This is a genomic window from Schumannella sp. GW821-FHT10F01, from assembly GCF_058809295.1.
In genome coordinates this window covers 101,960-119,709 of the sequence record NZ_JBXASM010000005.1, presented here as the reverse complement: position 1 = coordinate 119,709, position 17,750 = coordinate 101,960, and the positions used below count along the sequence as shown (strand labels likewise).

Sequence of the window (17,750 nt, the reverse complement as noted above, 5' to 3'; positions counted from 1 at the left end):
GTTCACGTGGGACCCGTGCACCCGGCCGACCGAATCGCATCTGCGGGGGATTGCTTCCCTCGCAGGGCCGGGATGCGCAGCGGGATGCTCGCGGATCAGCGTCCGACGGCGGCGTCCTCCGCGCGCATCCGGATGATCTGCAGGATGAGCTGCTCCGGGAACGCCTGCGACCAGGGGATCTGCACGGTGCCCTTCGCCGTCTCGTAGCCGGCCAGTTGGTCGGCGAGCACGACCGGGATCCGCTCGCCGAGCGGGTAGAGCGAGAAGTGCTTCGACCAGCCGGCGAAGTAGACCATCCGCTTGCCTGCCAGCTTGTAGGTCGGGATCTGGTAGCTGATCGACTCGGTCGCCGTCGGCACGGAGTCGAGGATGAGCGCGCGCAGCCGGTCGAGGGTCGCGCGCTGGTCGCCCGCGAAGGCGGAGAGGTACTCGTCGACGTCGGCGGCGGTCATGCCGTCAGTATGGCCGCGGGGGCGGGGGCTTCGACAGGCTCAGCCATCCGAAGCCGGCGGCTCAGCCATCCGAAGCCGGCGGCTCAGTCGGCCGCGGGCGCGCTCTCCTCCGACAGCGAGTCGCGCACCTGCTTGCGCAGCACCTTGCCGATCTGCGACTTCGGCAGCTCGTCGCGGATGACGACGCGGCGCGGCACCTTGTACGCGGCGAGGGACTCGCGGGCGCGGGCGCGCAGTGCCTCCTCGTCGACGGTGCGGCCGGGGGCCGGCACGACGACCGCGACGACGTCCTCGCCGTTGCGCTCGCTCGGCATGCCGACCACCGCCACGTCGGCGACGTCGGGGAAGCCGCGCAGCGCGTCCTCCACCTCGGTCGGCGACACGTTGAAGCCGCCCGTGATGATGAGCTCCTTCGCGCGGTCCACGATGCGGATGAAGCCCTGCTCGTCGATCGTGGCGACGTCGCCGGTGCGGAACCAGTCGCCGACGAACACCTCGGCGGTCTGGTCGGGCTTGCGCCAGTAGCCGGAGAACACCTGCGGTCCGCGCACGACGAGCTCGCCGGGCTCGCCCTGGGCGACCTCCTTCTCCGGGTCGTCGCGGTCGACGACGCGCACCTCGGTGCTCGGCAGCGGCAGCCCGATGGTGCCCGGGTTGCGGTTGCCGGCGACCGGGTTGGCGCTGATCACCGGGGAGCACTCGCTGAGTCCGTAGCCCTCGACGAGGTAGCCGCCGGTGCGCTCCTCCCAGGGCTCGATGACCTTCTTCGAGAGCGCCATCGCCCCGGAGATGGAGATGCGGATGCCGTCGAGCGACACCTTCTTCGCCGCGGCCGCGGCGGTGAGCCGCTCGTAGATCGGGGGCACGGCGGGCAGGAACGTGGCGGGGTGCTTCTTGATGACCGGCAGCACGAGGTCCGGATCGAAGCGCGGGAACAGCACGAGCCGCGCGCCCATGCTCATCGCGAAGGTGAGGCAGAGCGTGAGGCCGTAGGCGTGGAACAGGGGCAGCACGGCGTAGACGACGCAGTCGCCCCGGACGATCTCCGGCACCCAGGCCCTGGCCTGGGCGGCGTTCGAGCCGAGGTTGAGATGCGTCAGCACGGCGCCTTTCGGGGTGCCGGTCGTGCCGCTCGTGTACTGGATCACCGCGGTGTCGGCCGGGGCGGGCGCCGGGTGCGACTTCTTGAGCCGCTTCGAGGCGACGAGCTGCTCCCACGGCACGGTGCCGCGCACGTGCGTGGTGAGCTCGGCGCGCTGCTTGCGGGCCCGCGGGATCGGCAGCCGGAGCGCCGCGCGGAGGTGCCACGGCATCCCGGCGGTGATGTCGACGGAGACGATGTGCTCGACGGCGACGTCGGCGGGGAACTCCTGCAGCGTGGCGACCACCTTGTCCCAGGAGATCGCGACCTTCGCCTCGTGGTCCTCGAACTGGTGGCGCATCTCGCGCGGCGTGTAGAGCGGGTTGTGCTCGACGGCGATCGCCCCGAGCCGCAGCACCGCGTAGAACGCGATGACGGCCTGCGGGCAGTTCGGCAGGATGATCGCGACCGGGTCGCCCGCGCGGACGCCGAGCTTGCGGAGGCCCTCCGCCGCGCGCTCGATGCGGTCGCCGAGCTCGCCGTAGCTCGTCTCCGCGCCGAAGTACTCGAGGGCGACGGCGTCCTTGAACTCCTTGACGGAGCCGCGGATGAGGTCGACCAGCGACTCGTCGATCGGGTCGATGTCGTGCGGCACGCCCTCGGCGTAGGAGTCGAGCCAGGGACGAGGCGTGTCGATGCTCACCGGCTCAGGCTACAGACCGGACGGCGCAGACCCTCTCACCGGATGGCCGAGCCTGTCGAAGCCGCCACGCCCGGATGGCTGAGCCTGTCGAAGCCGCCATTCGACAGGCTCAGGGATCCGAAGGCGGCTCGGGGATCCGATGCCGCGGAATCGCCGCGCCCGTACCGCAGTTGCGCTTCGCGTGAGCACCGCACCCGAGTCGCGCTGGAAGACGATCGACGACCCGCTGGCCCGTCCGCTGCTCGACGGACTCGAGGCCGACTACGTCGCCTGGTACGGCCCCGGCGCGACGCAGGAGATGAGCCGGTACCCCGCCGAGCGGTTCTCGCCGGACCACGGCGGCAACTTCCTCCTGCTCCTCGTCGACGGCGCGGCGGTCGCGGGCGGCGCGTACATGCGCGAGGGCGACGCCGCCGAGGTGAAGCGGATGTGGACGCATCCGGATCACCGCCGCCGCGGCCTCGCGGGGCGCGTGCTCGCCGAGCTCGAGGCGGACGCCGCCGCGCACGGCTACGAGCGGATGGTGCTGAGCACGGGGTGGCAGCAGTCGGGCGCGGTCGCGCTCTACGTGGGCGAGGGCTGGACGCCGGACTCCGACCTCGACGGCGACTGGCGCGAGCGCGGATGGCTCGGCTTCACGAAGGAGCTGTCCGCGTCCTCGGCTCCCTGAGCCTTCGGATCCCTGAGCCGCCCTTCGGCTCCCTGAGCCGCCCTTCGGATCTCTGAGCCGCCCTTCGGATCCCTGAGCCTGTCGAAGGGTCCTACCGTGGACGGATGCCCGTCTCCCTCGAGCTGATCGATCCCACCGACCCGGCGTCGCGCGCGGCGCTCGCCGCGTTCCTCACCGCGAGCCCGTGGCCGTTCCACGTGACGGAGCGCCCGACGCGCCAGCAGGCGGAGCGCCGGATCGACGACGGCGACTTCTCCGCACCCGAGCACGCGGCGTTCTGGATCCGCGAGCCCGACGCCGCGGCGCCCGTCGTCGGACTCGCGGTGATCGACGACCTCGAGGATCCGGGCGTGCTGCTCGACCTCCGGCTCGCCGCCGAGCACCGCGGCCGCGGACTCGGCACGACGGCCCTCCGGGCGCTCGCCGCCGAGGTGCTCGCCCGATGGCCGCACGTCGAGCGGATCGAGGGCCAGACCCGCGACGACAACGTGGCGATGCGCCGTGCGCTGCGCTCGGCCGGCTTCGTGAAGGAGGCGCACTACCGGCGCGGCTGGCCGGTCGCCGGCGGTGGCGAGCCGCGCGCCTCGGTCGCGTACACGCTCCTCCGCGGCGACCACGCGTCGGGTGCGACGACGCCGGTGCCCTGGGACGACGAGCCCTGAGCCGCTCTTCGGATCCCTGAGCCGCTCTCCGGATCCCTGAGCCGCTCTCCGGATCCCTGAGCCTGTCGAAGGGGCCCTTCGACAGGCTCAGGGGTCCGAAGGGTCACCCGCGCGCGCCGCGCTCCGCGATGCCCCGGTTCGTGTCCGCGATCGCGGCGAGCTCCGCCTCATCCAGCCCGCCGGCGCGGAGGACGCGGCCGAGCACCTCGCTCTTGAGCAGCAGATAGCCGGACACGTCGGATGCAGACGCCGCCGCGCGCCGCTTCACCTCGCCGTACTCGTCGCGGAGCGCCGCATCCGCTCTGAGCACGTCGCGGACCGCGAGGTGGTTGCGCAGCGCGAGCGAGCCGTGCGCGACGACGTAGGTGTTCGTCGGGCGGAAGCGCTCCGGCGGGGTGAACGCGGCGCGCCCCGGGATGCCGAGGTCGCCGCTCGAGATGAAGCCGACCCGCTCGAGTGCGGCGACGGCGGCGGGGAGGTCGTCCGGATCGACCACGATGTCGACGTCGATCACGGGCTTCGCCGCCAGGCCCGGCACGGCCGTGCTGCCGACGTGCTCGATGCTCAGCCACGGCGCCCCGGCATCGTCGAGCGCGGCCGCGTAGGCGTCCCGCAGCTCGGCGAAGCGCGACGGCCACGACTCCCGGTACTCGACGACCTCGATCACGCTGTCCCCCGTCCCGGTCCTCCGTTTGTTTACCAGGCGGTAACGTGACCAGCCGTAGCGTGGGAAGGGCCCGCATCCGAGTCTGTCGGACGCGGGCCGGCTCGACGATGAGCGAACCCTCGCCGGAAGGAGCAGCTCGTGAGCAGCAAGGAACCGACGCCGAAGGATCTGGCGGACAGTCTCGAGAACTGGCGGGAGACCACGGGCGACCGCGGGAACGCCGAGCACGAGTTCGAGAACGAGGACGCGGGCTACCACAAGAGCCTCAAGCCGCGGCAGATCCAGATGATCGCCATCGGCGGCGCGATCGGCACCGGGCTCTTCCTCGGCGCCGGCGGCCGCCTCCACGACTACGGCCCGGCGCTGATGATCATGTACGCGCTCTGCGGCGTGTTCGCGTTCCTCATCCTCCGGGCGCTCGGCGAGCTGGTGCTGCACCGGCCGTCGTCCGGGTCGTTCGTCTCCTACGCCCGCGAGTTCTACGGCGAGAAGTTCGCCTACACCGCCGGCTGGATGTACTTCCTCAACTGGGCGATGACCAGCGTCGTCGACACCACCGCCGCCGCGATCTACGTGAAGTTCTGGGGCCAGTACGTGCCCTGGCTCGACGCGATCCCGACGTGGCTGACCGCGCTCGTCGCGCTGATCATCGTGCTCTCGCTCAACCTCGTCTCGGTGAAGCTCTTCGGCGAGATGGAGTTCTGGTTCGCGCTGATCAAGGTCGCGGCGCTCGTGGCGTTCCTCGTCGTCGGCGTGATCTTCCTGATCTTCGTGCACCAGACCGACATCGGCCCGACCGGGCCGCAGGTCATCGCCGAGAACGGCGGCTTCTTCCCCGCCGGCTTCGTCGCGCCGCTCGTCGCGGTCAGCGGCATCGTGTTCGCCTACGCCGGCATCGAGCTGGTCGGCACGGCGGCGGGCGAGACCGAGAACCCCGCGAAGGTCATGCCGCGCGCTGTGAACACCGTGATCGTGCGGATCGCGGTGTTCTACGTGGGCTCCGTGCTGCTGCTCGCGCTCCTGCTGCCCTACGACACCTACAACAAGGACTCCTCCCCGTTCGTCACGTTCTTCCAGCACGTCGGCGGCGAGGAGACCGGCGCCGTGATCGCGTCGATCATGAACTTCGTCGTGCTCACGGCGGCGCTCTCCTCGCTCAATGCCGGGCTCTACTCGACGGGGCGCATCCTCCGGTCGATGTCGGCGAACGGGTCCGCGCCGAAGTTCACGGGCGTGATGAACCGCAACGGCGTGCCGTACGGCGGCATCCTGCTCACCGCCTGCATCACGGTGCTCGGCGTCGTGCTCAACGCGTTCGTCGGCGCCACGACGGCGTTCGAGGTGGTGCTCGAGATCTCGAGCCTCGGCATCGTCGGCGGCTGGGCGACCATCGTGCTGTGCCAGATCCAGCTGCGGCGATGGGCGAAGCAGGGCAAGGCCGAGGAGCCGAGCTTCCGGATGCCGGGCGCGCCGTTCACGTCGTACCTCACGCTCGCGTTCCTCGCGATGGTGCTCGTGACGCTCGGGTTCACGGAGACCGGCCGCTTCGTGCTGCTCTCGCTCGTGGTGATCATCCCGCTGCTGATCGTCGGCTGGTTCCTCCAGCGCGGCCGGATCATGGAGGCCGCCGCGATCCGCGAGGGGTACACCGGCGCGAGCCCGGTGCTCGCGAAGTCGCTCTCGGATCGGGCGAAGAAGCAGGAGTAGGCGCCTCGGATCCCTGAGCCGGTCGAAGGGGCCCCTTCGACCGGCTCAGGGTCCGAATGCGTGCGACTGTCGTACATATGTGCGAATATCCGCCTCGGAGGGAGGCGGCGGATGCGTGGCGAGGCGACGGTGCTGCACGCGGATCTCGACGCGTTCTACGCCTCCGTCGAGCAGCGCGACGCTCCCGCGCTGCGCGGGCGGCCGGTGATCGTCGGCGGCGGGGTCGTGCTCGCCGCGAGCTACGAGGCGAAGGCCCGCGGCGTGAAGACCGCGATGGGCGGCCGGCAGGCGCTCGAGCTCTGCCCCGACGCGTTCGTCGTGCCGCCGCGGATGGAGGCGTACTCGGCGGCCAGCAAGGACGTGTTCGCGATCTTCCGCGACACGACGCCGCTGGTGGAGGGCCTCTCGATCGACGAGGCGTTCCTCGAGGTCGGCGGGCTCCGCCGGATCGTCGGCACCCCGGAGGCGGTCGCCGAGCGGCTGCGCGCCCGGGTGAAGGCGGAGGTCGGACTCGCCATCACCGTCGGGGTCGCGCGCACCAAGTTCCTCGCGAAGGTGGCCAGCGGCGTCGCGAAGCCCGACGGGCTGCTCGTCGTCGAGCCGGATCGCGAGCAGGAGTTCCTGCATCCGCTGCCCGTCGAGCGCATGTGGGGCATCGGCAAGGTGAGCGCCGAGAAGCTGCACCGCCTCGGCGTCCACACCGTCGGCGACCTCGCCGAGCTCGAGGCGGCGAACGCGCAGCACATGCTCGGCAAGGCCGTCGGCGCCCATGTGCACGCGCTCGCGCGGCTGCGGGATCCGCGGCCCGTCGACACCACGCGCCGGCGCCGGTCCATCGGATCGCAGCGCGCGCTCGGGCGCCGCGCGCGCTCCCCGCAGGAGCTCGACGACATCCTGACCCAGATCGTGGACCGGCTCGGGCGGCGCCTGCGCGACGGCGACCGGGTGTGCCGCACGGTCGTGCTGCGCCTGCGCTTCGACGACTTCGCGAAGGCGACCCGCTCGCACACGGTCGGCGCCCGCACCGACCGGACGGCCGTGCTGCTCGCGGTGGCGCGCGGGCTGCTGGCGGGCGCGATGCCGGAGATCGCCGACCGCGGGATCACCCTCATCGGGCTGTCGCTCGGGCACCTCGACCGCGCCGACGCGGTGCAGCCGGAGCTGCCGATCGACTGGGACGGCGAGGGGGCGTCACGACTCGACGGCGTGCTGGATGCGGTGCGCGACCGGTTCGGGTCGGCCGCGGTGTCGCGGGGCACGCAGCTCGGGCGGGATCCGGGCTGGTCGACGCCGGTGCTGCCGGAGCACGAGTGACCGATTCGGATGGCTGAGCCTGCCGAAGCCGGGTACGCGCACCCGCTGGCTGAGGAGCGCCGTCTGCGGCGCGTCTCGAAGCCCTCGGTCTGCACGCGTGAGGCTTCGAGACGGGCGCCGGAGCGCCCTCCTCAGCCAGCGGGTTCGGTCGACCGGACCCGCTCGGCGATGCGCGCCGGACCGTCCGGGTCCTGCAGCGAGGTCGTGTCGCCGAGGGGCCGGCCTTCGACGATGTCGCGCAGCAGGCGCCGCATGATCTTGCCGGACCTCGTCTTCGGCAGATCGGCGACGAGATGGATCTCGCGCGGCTTCGCGATCGGGCCGATCGCCGCGGCCACGTGGGCGCGCAGCGCGGCCGCCGTCTCCGCGGGGTCGAGCCCGTCGCGCGCCGGCACCACGAACGCGGCGATCGCCTCGCCGGTCGTCGCGTCGGACGCACCGGTCACCCCCGCCTCCCCGACGAGCGGATGCGCCACCAGCGCCGACTCGATCTCGATCGTCGACAGCCGGTGGCCGGACACGTTGATCACGTCGTCGACGCGGCCGAGCAGCCAGATGTCGCCGTCGGCATCCGCCTTCGCGCCGTCACCGGAGAAGAAGTAGCCGCGGTCGGCGAAGCGCGCCCAGTACGAGTCCAGGTACCGCTGCGGGTCGCCCCACACGGTCCTCGCCATCGACGGCCAGGTCCCCTCGATCACGAGGTAGCCGCCGGCGCCGGGCGGCACCTCCTCGCCGGCGTCATCGACGACGAGCGTCCGCAGACCCGGCAGCGCGCGGGTCGCCGAGCCGGGCTTCAGCGTCGACAGTCCCGGGATCGGCGCCATCACGGCGGCGCCGGTCTCCGACTGCCACCAGGTGTCGACGATCGGGGCCGTGCCGGCGCCGAGCTGCTCGCGGAACCAGATCCACGCCTCCGGGTTGATCGCCTCGCCGACGCTGCCGAGCAGCCGGATGCGCGACAGATCATGGCGCGCGGGCACGCCGTCCGGGAACCAGGTCATCAGCGTCCGCACCAGGGTCGGCGCCGTGTAGTACGTCGTGACGCCGTAGCGCTCGAGGATCTCGAAGTGCCGCTCGCGGTCCGGGAAGCCCGGCACGCCCTCGTAGATGACCTGGGTCGTCGCGTTCGTCAGCGGTCCGTAGAGCACGTAGGTGTGGGCGGTGACCCAGGCGAGATCGGCGGTGCACCAGTGCACGTCGTCCGGCTTCGCGTCGAAGGCGGCCCAGTGCGTCCAGCTCGCCTGCGTCAGGTAGCCGCCGGTGGTGTGCACGAGTCCCTTCGGGCGACCGGTCGTGCCCGAGGTGTAGATGATGAAGAGCGGATGCTCCGCGTCGAACGCCGTCGCGTCGTGCACGTCGGGCTGGCGGTCGACGATCTCGTGCCACCACACATCGCGGCCCGGGGTCCACGGGATGTCCGGCGTCTCATCGCCGGTGCGGCGCACCACGAGCACGTGCTCGAGCGCGCCGCCGTGCTCCGGCCCGAGTCCCGCGGCCGCGGCATCCGCCTGCGCCTTCACCGCGACCGCGGCGCCGCGTCGGTACTGCCCGTCGCTCGTGATGAGCAGCTTCGCGCCGGTGTCCTCGAGGCGGAAGCGGAGCGCCTCGGCGCTGAAGCCGCCGAACACCAGGGAGTGCACGGCGCCGATCCGCGCGACGGCGAGCGTCGCGATGACCGTCTCGAGCAGCACGGGCAGGTAGACCACGACGCGATCGCCGGGGCGGATGCCGAGCTCCTCGAGTGCGTGCGCCGCCCGCGCGACCTCGCGCTGCAGCTCGGCGAACGTGAGGCTGCGCCGCTCGCCGCGTTCGCCCTCGAAGTGGTACGCGACCCGGTCGCCGAGGCCGGCGTCGACGTGCCGGTCGACGCAGTTCACGGCGGCGTTGAGGCGCCCGCCGGCGAACCACGCGGCCTCCGGCGGACGCAGCGCGCCGTCCTCCCCGCGCGGCGGCGACCAGGTGTGGGTCGTGTGCCACGGCTCGGCCCAGGTGAGGCGGCCGGCCTGCTCCCCCCAGAACGCGATCGGGTCGGCCGCGGCGCGCTCCCACTCGTCCGGGCCGACGTTGCTCGTCGCGGCCAGCTCTGCCGGCGGCGGGAAGCGGCGGGTCTCCGGCAGCAGCTCGGTGAAGGGCGCGGAGGCAGGTCCTGGCGCGGAGGCGGCGGGCGCGGAGGCGGGAACGGGCGCGTCGGGCACCCTCCGACGGTAGGCGGCGGGCGCCGGGCGTTCGGTGCGAGCCGTCACGGAGTGACACATCCGGCCCACGGTCCGCAACGCAGGCCCTGACCGCAGATCCGGGTCGGATCGGGTCGCGGTCGCCCGTCTGGCGCGAGCAGCGGCGCTGTTCCGGTCGGGCTCGGGTGAGGGGTGGTCGGGGCTGGGCGCGACTCAGGGCTCGACGACCTGCAGGCTGACCACCATCGGGTCGTCGAAGTGGATCTCCACCCCGCGTACGGCGCCGGTCCGCTCCGTCATCGTGCAGTCGATGAAGATGCCCTCGGTCGACGCCGTCCCGATGACGGACGAGCAGTCCTCGTCGATCCAGTTCCGTCCGGTCGCCTGGATGTTCGCGATCGCGAACGCCGCGAGCTCCGGTGTCGAGACCACGCCGCCCGTCGAGAGCCGGCGCCCGGTCGCATCGAAGCCCGCGGTGGCGGTCGTCAGCGGGATGTCGATGCGCGGCGAAGCGGGGTCGGATGGATCGAATCCGGTGCCCGCGAGCGCCGTGCCGGCGACCGCGGTGTAGGTGAGCTGCGTGCCCCAGCGGAACTGCGCCACGACCGTCCAGGGAGCACCGCCGGCATCGGTTGCGGAGCACGCGAGATCGACGTCGTCCGAGAGCGCCGAGCGCCCGCAGTCGACGGCGAGGTCGCGGTTGTTCACCGCGCGCTCGTGCTGCTGCACGTAGTAGGCCACGTCCGACCGGGTCGGCGTCACGTTCGCGATGAGCGCCCCGGAGCCGTCGAAGACGCCGAAGTCGTGCGCGGTCGCCTGGTTCTGCACCACCTGGGAGGCGCCGGCCACCCCGGACGCGATCGCGATGCCCGCGACGGCGAGCACCACGACGCCGGCCGTGATGGGCGGGCCGATGGCCCGGCGTCCGGCGCGCGCGACGCGGGTCGCCCGCAGCACGAGGTAGAGCACGGGCGACGCCAGCAGGACCCAGGCCGGCGACGCGGGTTCCGTCACGCCGCGGGCGCGGAGCCGGCGGACGTCGGCGGTCGCGAGCAGGAGCGTGAGCAGCAGGAAGATCAGCCAGGTCGTCGGCGCGAGCAGGATCGAGACCGGGCCGAGCCGGGCGGCGATCCCGCCGACGAACGCGAGCGAGCCGGCGATGTAGCCGACGAGCGGCAGCACGGTCATGAGCCAGGCGGAGACCGTGTGCGGCGAGCCCCACGCCGTCACCGGGCCGGTCACGACCGGGTCGGCACGATGCGCCCATCCGGTCGGGAGCCCCTCGGTGTAGCCCGCAGCGGTCATCCAGGCCGGGGCGCCGGTGACGACCCCGGGCGCCGGCGGATGCTGCTGGGGCTGCGGCGCGGCGGGGCCGTAGCCGAACGGGGTCGGGGCGGGCGCGGCGACCGGCGCGGGTGCCGCGGCCGGAGCCGGCTCGACCGCGACGTCGGGGGTCGGCTCGACCGCGACCGGCACCGCGGGGACGACCGGCACGGCGGCCGCGGCGCGGGCCTGCGCGAGCGGTGTGGCGGGAGCGCCGGCCGCGGCGGCGAAGCCGGCCTGCGACACGATGCGCGGGGTGGCCGGCGGCAGCGGACGCTGGTTCTCCGTCCACGCGGATCCGTCCCACCAGCGCGCGTGCGCGGCATCCTTCGGATCGGTGTACCAGCCGGCGGGCGGCGCGCTCGGCGTGCCCGTCGTCGTCCCGGTGTCGCTCACGAAGCCCCCTCAAGCCACCGGAAGCCTAGGCAGATCCGTGAGGGCCGCTCAGTCCCCAGTCCGGGGGCGTCGCCGACTGACGCTCAGCCCCGGCCGAGCTCCGCGCGGATCACCGACACGAAGTGGTCGACATCCGCCTCGGTGGTGTCCCAGGCGGTCATCCAGCGCACCTCGCCGCGGGCGCGATCCCAGTCGTAGAAGCGCACCTGCTCGCGGATGCGGTCGGCCGCGTCCGTCGGGAGGGTCGCGAAGATCGCGTTCGCGGCACTCTCCTGCGTGAACGAGAGCCCGGGCAGCGAGCCGTCGGCGATGCCGGACTCGAGCGCGGCGCGCAGCCGCGCGGCCATGGCGTTGGCGTGGGCGGCGCTGCGGAGGCCGAGGCCGTCGTCGAACAGCGCGAGCAGCTGGGCCGACGCGAAGCGCATCTTGCTCGTGAGCTGCATCGTGAGCTTGCGGAGGTAGATCAGGCCGGTGGCGCGATCCGGGTCGAGCACGACCACCGACTCGACGCCGAGCACCCCGTTCTTGGTGCCGCCGAGGCTGAGGATGTCGACGCCGGCATCCGTCGTGAACTCGCGGAACGGCACGCCGAGGGCGGCGGCGGCGTTCCAGAGGCGCGAGCCGTCCATGTGCACCGCCATGCCGTGCTCGTGCGCGAAGTCGGCGATCGCGCGCACCTCGTCGGGCGTGTAGAGCGTGCCCATCTCGGTGGTCTGCGTGATGCTCACCGCGAGCGGCTGGGCGCGGTGCTCGTCGCCCCAGCCCCAGGCCTCGCGGGCGACGAGCTCGGGCGTGAGCTTGCCGTCGCCGGTCGGCACGGTGAGCAGCTTGATGCCGGTCATCCGCTCGGGGGCGCCGGCCTCGTCCGTGTTGATGTGGGCGGTCGACGCCGCGACGACCGCACCCCAGCGGGGCAGGATGCTGGTCAGCGACACGACGTTCGCCCCCGTGCCGTTGAACACCGGGAACGCCTCGGCGCGCTCGCCGAAGTGCTCGCGCACGACCTCCTGCAGCCGGGACGTGTAGACGTCCTCCCCGTAGGCGACCTGGTGCCCGCCGTTCGCGGTCGCCAGCGCCTCGAGCACCTCGGGATGCACGCCGGCGTAGTTGTCGCTGGCGAATCCGCGCCAGTCGGGGTCGTGGAGGGGGGAGAGGCTCACCCCTCCATCCTCCCAGGGAGGGAAGCCGATGCCGACCGCGTACGCGCGTACCGACCGCGCACCTGCGAAGGTGCGCGATCGGCACACGCGTACGCGGAACCGGAGGGGCTCAGCCGCGCAGGGCCTCCCGCCACGGCACCCGTGCGCCGAGCCGCAGCAGCGCGCGCTCGTAGATGCGGGCGCCGAGCATGAGCACGGCGAGTGTGGTGAGCACGAGCAGCACGAGCGCGATGAGCGGCTCCCACCACTGCGCGTCGCCGAGGAACAGCCGCAGCGGCATCCCGACCGGGGCGGAGAACGGCACGTACGACATGATGCCGACCACGAGCGGGTTGTCGTTCGCGAAGATCACCAGGAAGTACGGGATCATCACCAGCATCGTGACCGGGGTGGTCGTCGAGGCGATGTCCTCCATCCGCGAGACGAGGGCGCCGGTCGCCGCGAACAGGGCGGCGAGCAGCACGAAGCCGAAGGCGAAGAACACCGCGAACCAGACCAGTGGCGCGCCGAGCCCGGCGAGCAGCGCCGTCTGCCCCGTGACCGTGAGCCCGACCACTCCGATCGCCAGCAGGATCGCGATCTGCGCGAACGCGAGCAGCGACGTGCCGATGATCTTGCCCGCGAGCAGCGCCCGGGCCGGGATGGCGGCGATGAGGATCTCGATCACGCGCGTCGACTTCTCCTCGACCACCGACTGCGCGATGGTCGAGCCGAAGGTCATCGCCGACATGAAGAACACGAGCCCGAAGCCGAGCGCGACGAGGTAGCGGATGCCCGCGTTCTGGTCGTCCCGCTCGAGGAGCGTCACGGGCGGCGAGACGCTCAGCGTCTGCACCAGCGCGGTGGGAGCGTCCTTCTCGGCGATGATCCGGTAGCCGAGCGGGCCGTCGTCGCCGACGATCGCCGAGTCGGCCTTGCCCGACTTCACGAGCCGCTCGGCGGCGGCGCGATCGTCCGCCTTCGTGACGGTGATCAGCTTGTCGGCGCCGAGCTGCTTCGAGACGGCGGCCGGCGCATCCGAGGTGATCGCGACCGTCGACTTGCCGGCGTCGGCGCCGAAGATGCTGCCCGCGACGATGCCGACGATCGCGAGCAGGAACAGCAGTCCCGTGGAGACGAGGAACGACTTCGACCGCAGGCGCATCCGGATCTCGCGGCGGGCGACCAGCCAGGCGGCCTCGGCGGTGCCGATGCGCGGCGAGTCGGAGACCGGGCCGCGCGGCGATCCGGACGGCGTGGACGGGGTGCTGACGGCGGTGCTCATCGGACGACCTCCCGGAAGATCTCGGCCAGCGTCGGTCGCCGGCGGGCGAATGTCATGACGTCGCCGCGCGACACGGCCTCGCGCAGCACGGCCTGCACGGCCGCCTCGTCGTCCGCGTCGAACACGGCGAACCCGGCGTCGAACTCGACGACGCGGATGCCCGGCTGCGCGCGCAGCCAGCCGGCGTCGGCGGAGCCGAGCAGCTCGTAGCGGAGGCCGGCGTGCTCGTCGCGCAGCGTGTCGCGAGACCCGGACGCGCGGATGGCCCCGCCGGCGATGATGACGAGGTCGTCGCAGAGCCGCTCGACGATGTCGAGCTGGTGGCTGGAGAACAGCACCGGCACCCCGGCTCCGGCGTACTCGCGGAGCACCCCGACGACCGTGTCGACGGCCATCGGGTCGAGGCCCGAGAACGGCTCGTCGAGCACGAGCATGTCCGGACCGTGCACGAGCGCGGCGGCGATCTGGGCGCGCTGCTGGTTGCCGAGCGAGAGCTTCTCGATCAGCTCGTCGCGGCGCTCGCCGAGCCCGAGCCGATCGATGAGGTCGTCGGCGTTGCGGGCGGACGCACTCGCGGTCAGGCCGTGCAGCCGGGCGAGGTAGACGAGCTGCTCGCGCAGCGGCATCTTCGGGTAGAGGCCTCGCTCCTCGGGCATGTACCCGAAGCGGCGGCGCTCGGCGGCGCCGAGCGGCCGTCCGTCGAGCGAGACGGTGCCGGCATCCGCGGCGAGCACGCCGAGGATGATGCGCATCGTCGTCGTCTTCCCGGCGCCGTTGCCGCCGACGAAGCCCGTCATCCGCCCGCCCGCGACGTCGAAGCCGACGTCGTCGAGCACCCGGCGCGAGCCGTAGTGCTTCTCGATTCCACGCAGTTCCAGCATGGCTCTCACGCTACGGAGCGCCGACCCGGTGCGGATCCCCCTCCCGGTGGGATCACGGCCTCCGCCTCAGGGGGGAGGCGCGCGGTGGCCGGGTGCGTCAGTCGACTCGGGCGAAGCCGGAGCGGTAGGCGCGGACGACGGCCTGCACCCGATCGCGCACGCCGAGCTTGAGCAGCACGTTCGACACGTGCGTCTTCACCGTCGCCTCGCCGAGCACGAGCCGCGCCGCGATCTCGGCGTTCGAGAGCCCGCTCGCGACGAGCCCGAGCACCTCCGCCTCGCGGTCGGTCAGCTCGTCGAACGCGGGGTCGGCGGCGGGAGCGGACGGGGCGGATGCGGCGGACGCGGCGCCGCCGGATCCACCGCCGGCTCCGCTCGCCTCCCCGCCGAAGCGCTCGATCACGCGCCGCGTCACCGCGGGCGACAGCAGCGCATCGCCGGTCGCGAGCACGCGCACCGCCTCGACGAGCTGCTCGGGTCCGGCGGTCTTGAGCAGGAAGCCGCTCGCCCCCGCGTCGAGCGCCTCGAACAGGTAGTCGTCGCGGTCGAACGTGGTGAGCACGAGCACCGACGCGCGCGCACCGACGGCGACGATCTCGCGGGTGGCGGCGAGGCCGTCCATGCCGGGCATCTGCACGTCCATGCAGACGACATCGGGATCGTGCGCGGCGACGGCGGCCACCGCGGCGGCGCCGTCGCCGGCTTCCGCCACGACCTCGATGCCGGGCTGGGCGGAGAGGATGGCGCGGAAGCCGGTGCGCACGAGCTCCTGGTCGTCGACGAGGAGCACCCGCACGCTCATGCGCCGCTCCGCCCGGAAGACGGGACGCCGGACCGGGCGTCGAGCGGGGCGGCGGACGGCACGCCGAGCGGCACGCTGGCGCGCACGAGCCAGCCGCCCCGGGACCGCGGACCAGCCTCGAGCGTGCCGCCGCTCGCCGTCACGCGCTCGCGCATCCCGACCAGTCCGAGTCCGCGCGCCGATCGCCGGCCCGGCACGACGCCCGTGTTGCCGATCTCGAGTTCCACGACGGCGGCGTCGAAGCGCAGCCGCACATCGGCGGCGGCGTCGACGCCCGCGTGCTTGCGCACGTTCGTCAGCGCCTCCTGGGCCACGCGGTACAGGTTGACCTCGACGCCGGCGGGCAGCGGATGCGGCTCGCCGACGATCGTCAGCGTCGTCGGCAGGCCGGCGGCCTCCGAGTCGGCGACGAGCTGCGGCAGCTGCGCCGCGCCCGGCGCCGACGCGTCGTCGTCGCCGTGGTCGCGGAGCGTGAACAGCAGGCCGTGCAGCTCGTCGATGGCCGTGCGCGAGGTCTGCTCCACGGTGCTCAGCGCCGTCCGGGCGGCGGCGGGGTCGACGTCGATCACCGTGCGGGCGGCGCCGGCCTGGATGCCCATCACCGAGACGTGGTGCGCGACGACATCGTGCAGCTCGCGGGCGATCCGCAGCCGCTCCAGCGTCACGGCCTGCGCCGCCGACCGCTCGCGCTCGAGCTCCAGCTCGGCCGTGCGCTGCTCGAGCAGCGCGCGCTCGCGGGCGGAGGCCATCGCGCGCTCGCCGAAGAACCAGGCGCCGCCGAAGTAGAGCACGTTGACGAGCAGCTGCACGAGCATGAACGCGACGAGCGGCGAGAACGCGCCGACGCGCGAGAAGCCGGGCAGGCTGTCCGGATCCGTCGCCTGGAAGAACATCGACACGACCAGCCAGACGAACATCCCGGTGACGATGACGAGGCGCCCGATCAGGGCCGAGCGCCGGCTCGGCGACCAGGCGCCGATCGTGTAGATCGCGAGGAACAGGGCGATGTTCGACACCAGCAGGTCGGGCACCTGCGAGATCTGGCCGACCGCGAAGACGGCGGCCACGACGATGCCGACCGCGATCGGGTACCGGCGGCGCAGGGCGAGCGGCAGCGAGATCGCGAAGATCCAGAGGCCGGTCACCCAGCCGGGCGCCGGATCGTCGTACACGCCGGCGACGCCGTACAGCCCGACGGCGATCGCGGCCGCGACGGTGATCCCGAGCGCGATCGCGAGATCGGCGAGCTGCTCGGAGCGGGTGGGAGGCGGACGACGCCAGTCCGGCTCGTCGGGAGCGGCATCCGAGTGCCCTTTCGCGGCGCGTTCCGGGGTCACGGCGTCACCGCGAGGGGAATCGTCCCTCTCGCCGGCGGATGCTCCCCGGAACCGGACCACGTGCCGAGCCTAGGGAGCCGGATGCGCGGGCGCCTCCCCCGTGCGGCGGAGCGGATCCGTGCGCGTGCGGCGGAGCGGATCAGCGCGCGGGCGGCACCGGACCGGGACCGGCCTGCCCGCTCGCGGGACCGCGGCGGCCGCCGAGCAGCTTCCAGATCGCGATGCCGGCGGCGACGAGCACGCCCGCGTCGTCGACGAGGCCGAGGGGCCCAGCCAGCAGCTCGGGGATGATGTCGATCGGCGAGACGCCGTAGGCGATCGCGGCGAGCCCGACCAGCACGGCGGCGAGCACGTGGCGACGCGGGCGGGGGTGCTCTCCGGGCTGACGGGGTGCGCTCATGCGGGGGAGCGTACGTGCGCTTCCTCGGTGCATGCTCCGAGATCCGAGCGGAGGGCCGGCATGGCCTCGTAGCCTGGGACGACCATGTCCGACCGGCGCGGCGAGCGCGATCCGAAGCTGTCGGCGGCGCGCTACGCCGTCGACCGGATGGCCGCGGAGTCCGCCGGCGACGCGGATGCCGACGAGCCGACCGAGGCCGGCGCCATGACGATGGACGAGCGCACCGCCTTCATCGAGGGCACGCTGCAGCAGGCGATCCGGCGGGGCGACTTCGACGACCTCCCCGGCGCCGGCAAGCCGCTGCCGGGGCTCGGCGGCCGCCACGACCCGGACTGGTGGATCCGGCGCAAGATCGAGCGCGAGAACCTCACCGGGCTCGGACCGCCGGCGCTGACGCTGCGGTCGGAGGCCGCCGACCTCGAGCGGCGGATCGACCGGCTGCACCGCGAGGCCGACGTGCGCGAGGTGCTCGGCGACTTCAACCGGCGGGTCGTCGACGCCCGCCGGCAGCTGCAGGGCGGGCCGCCCGTGGTGACGCCGACGCGCGACGTGGACGCCGAGGTCGCCGCCTGGCGCGAGCGTCGCGAGGCGGCGCGAGCCGAGGCGGAGGCTGCTCCCGCGTCGGAGCCGGCGCGTCCGGCGCGCCGCCGCTGGTTCCGTCGCCGCGGCAACGCCGACGGCTGAGTGGGCCCGAGGAACGAGGGCCGTATCGAAGCCCACGTGTGCAAGCGTGAGGCTTCGATACGCTCCCTCGTCG

The 17,750-nt window shown here is 73.1% G+C and carries 16 protein-coding genes; 5 read left to right on the top strand and 11 right to left on the bottom strand.

Annotated features, from left to right (window positions below; translation table 11 throughout):
* Positions 1 to 95: 95 nt before the first annotated feature.
* Together AC1RSJ_RS07915 and AC1RSJ_RS07910 are read right to left on the bottom strand one after the other, a co-directional pair.
* Positions 96 to 452 (bottom strand): iron chaperone, encoded by a 357-nt coding sequence (locus tag AC1RSJ_RS07915; RefSeq protein WP_493117811.1) that lies wholly within the window; start codon positions 450 to 452, stop codon positions 96 to 98.
* Between the two features lie 83 nt (positions 453 to 535).
* Positions 536 to 2,236 (bottom strand): long-chain-fatty-acid--CoA ligase, encoded by a 1,701-nt coding sequence (locus tag AC1RSJ_RS07910; RefSeq protein ID WP_493117810.1) that lies wholly within the window; start codon positions 2,234 to 2,236, stop codon positions 536 to 538.
* A gap of 181 nt (positions 2,237 to 2,417) precedes the next feature.
* Between AC1RSJ_RS07910 and AC1RSJ_RS07905 the strand changes: the two genes are divergently transcribed.
* Both AC1RSJ_RS07905 and AC1RSJ_RS07900 read left to right on the top strand, forming a co-directional pair.
* The gene (locus tag AC1RSJ_RS07905; protein ID WP_493117809.1) at positions 2,418 to 2,906 is read left to right on the top strand and encodes a GNAT family N-acetyltransferase; all 489 of its coding nucleotides are present in this window, start codon (positions 2,418 to 2,420) and stop codon (positions 2,904 to 2,906) included.
* A gap of 104 nt (positions 2,907 to 3,010) precedes the next feature.
* Entirely contained in the window at positions 3,011 to 3,568 is a 558-nt protein-coding gene (locus tag AC1RSJ_RS07900) for a GNAT family N-acetyltransferase (protein WP_493117808.1), read from the top strand.
* Positions 3,569 to 3,671: 103 nt separating this feature from the next.
* Here AC1RSJ_RS07900 and AC1RSJ_RS07895 read toward each other — a convergent pair whose 3' ends face one another.
* Complete coding sequence (locus tag AC1RSJ_RS07895) at positions 3,672 to 4,235, bottom strand: GrpB family protein (protein ID WP_493117807.1); 564 nt, start codon at positions 4,233 to 4,235, stop codon at positions 3,672 to 3,674.
* A gap of 138 nt (positions 4,236 to 4,373) precedes the next feature.
* On the opposite strand from AC1RSJ_RS07895, the gene AC1RSJ_RS07890 reads away from it, so the two are divergent.
* A complete protein-coding gene (locus AC1RSJ_RS07890; protein WP_493117806.1) occupies positions 4,374 to 5,942 on the top strand; it encodes an amino acid permease in 1,569 nt (522 codons plus the stop codon).
* Positions 5,943 to 6,053: 111 nt separating this feature from the next.
* Positions 6,054 to 7,256, top strand: coding sequence for a DNA polymerase IV (dinB, locus tag AC1RSJ_RS07885; protein WP_493117805.1), 1,203 nt, complete (start codon positions 6,054 to 6,056; stop codon positions 7,254 to 7,256).
* Between the two features lie 131 nt (positions 7,257 to 7,387).
* On the opposite strand, the gene acs is transcribed toward dinB, so the two are convergent.
* The 8 genes from acs to AC1RSJ_RS07845 form a co-directional block, all read right to left on the bottom strand.
* On the bottom strand, positions 7,388 to 9,451 hold the full coding sequence (acs, locus tag AC1RSJ_RS07880) for an acetate--CoA ligase (RefSeq protein ID WP_493117804.1): 2,064 nt from the start codon (positions 9,449 to 9,451) through the stop codon (positions 7,388 to 7,390).
* Between the two features lie 192 nt (positions 9,452 to 9,643).
* Positions 9,644 to 11,149 (bottom strand): DUF2510 domain-containing protein, encoded by a 1,506-nt coding sequence (locus AC1RSJ_RS07875; protein ID WP_493117803.1) that lies wholly within the window; start codon positions 11,147 to 11,149, stop codon positions 9,644 to 9,646.
* 83 nt (positions 11,150 to 11,232) lie between these two features.
* The gene (locus tag AC1RSJ_RS07870) at positions 11,233 to 12,309 is read right to left on the bottom strand and encodes a threonine aldolase family protein (RefSeq protein WP_493117802.1); all 1,077 of its coding nucleotides are present in this window, start codon (positions 12,307 to 12,309) and stop codon (positions 11,233 to 11,235) included.
* A 109-nt stretch (positions 12,310 to 12,418) separates the two neighbouring features.
* Positions 12,419 to 13,573, bottom strand: a complete 1,155-nt coding sequence (locus tag AC1RSJ_RS07865) for an ABC transporter permease (RefSeq protein WP_493117801.1) — start codon at positions 13,571 to 13,573, stop codon at positions 12,419 to 12,421.
* Positions 13,570 to 14,454 carry an ABC transporter ATP-binding protein gene (locus AC1RSJ_RS07860; RefSeq protein ID WP_493117800.1) on the bottom strand — a complete coding sequence of 295 codons (885 nt, stop codon included), beginning with the start codon at positions 14,452 to 14,454 and terminating at the stop codon, positions 13,570 to 13,572. The genes AC1RSJ_RS07865 and AC1RSJ_RS07860 overlap by 4 nt, the downstream gene beginning before the upstream one ends.
* 97 nt (positions 14,455 to 14,551) lie before the next feature.
* On the bottom strand, positions 14,552 to 15,256 hold the full coding sequence (locus AC1RSJ_RS07855; protein ID WP_493117799.1) for a response regulator: 705 nt from the start codon (positions 15,254 to 15,256) through the stop codon (positions 14,552 to 14,554).
* Positions 15,253 to 16,593, bottom strand: coding sequence for a sensor histidine kinase (locus AC1RSJ_RS07850; protein ID WP_493117798.1), 1,341 nt, complete (start codon positions 16,591 to 16,593; stop codon positions 15,253 to 15,255). The genes AC1RSJ_RS07855 and AC1RSJ_RS07850 overlap by 4 nt, the downstream gene beginning before the upstream one ends.
* 139 nt (positions 16,594 to 16,732) lie before the next feature.
* A complete protein-coding gene (locus tag AC1RSJ_RS07845) occupies positions 16,733 to 16,993 on the bottom strand; it encodes a YkvA family protein (RefSeq protein ID WP_493117797.1) in 261 nt (86 codons plus the stop codon).
* 84 nt (positions 16,994 to 17,077) lie between these two features.
* Between AC1RSJ_RS07845 and AC1RSJ_RS07840 the strand changes: the two genes are divergently transcribed.
* A complete protein-coding gene (locus AC1RSJ_RS07840; RefSeq protein ID WP_493117796.1) occupies positions 17,078 to 17,677 on the top strand; it encodes a DnaJ family domain-containing protein in 600 nt (199 codons plus the stop codon).
* The last annotated feature ends 73 nt before the right edge of the window (positions 17,678 to 17,750 follow it).

What these genes read in the sequence shown, in the direction of transcription:
- AC1RSJ_RS07915 (WP_493117811.1), bottom strand. Translation starts at nt 452, where the DNA reads ATGACCGCCGCCGACGTCGACGAGTACCTCTCCGCCTTCGCGGGCGAC.
- AC1RSJ_RS07900 (WP_493117808.1), top strand. Translation starts at nt 3,011, where the DNA reads ATGCCCGTCTCCCTCGAGCTGATCGATCCCACCGACCCGGCGTCGCGC.
- dinB (WP_493117805.1), top strand. Translation starts at nt 6,054, where the DNA reads ATGCGTGGCGAGGCGACGGTGCTGCACGCGGATCTCGACGCGTTCTAC.
- AC1RSJ_RS07865 (WP_493117801.1), bottom strand. Translation starts at nt 13,573, where the DNA reads ATGAGCACCGCCGTCAGCACCCCGTCCACGCCGTCCGGATCGCCGCGC.
- AC1RSJ_RS07860 (WP_493117800.1), bottom strand. Translation starts at nt 14,454, where the DNA reads ATGCTGGAACTGCGTGGAATCGAGAAGCACTACGGCTCGCGCCGGGTG.
- AC1RSJ_RS07855 (WP_493117799.1), bottom strand. Translation starts at nt 15,256, where the DNA reads ATGAGCGTGCGGGTGCTCCTCGTCGACGACCAGGAGCTCGTGCGCACC.
- AC1RSJ_RS07845 (WP_493117797.1), bottom strand. Translation starts at nt 16,993, where the DNA reads ATGAGCGCACCCCGTCAGCCCGGAGAGCACCCCCGCCCGCGTCGCCAC.
- AC1RSJ_RS07840 (WP_493117796.1), top strand. Translation starts at nt 17,078, where the DNA reads ATGTCCGACCGGCGCGGCGAGCGCGATCCGAAGCTGTCGGCGGCGCGC.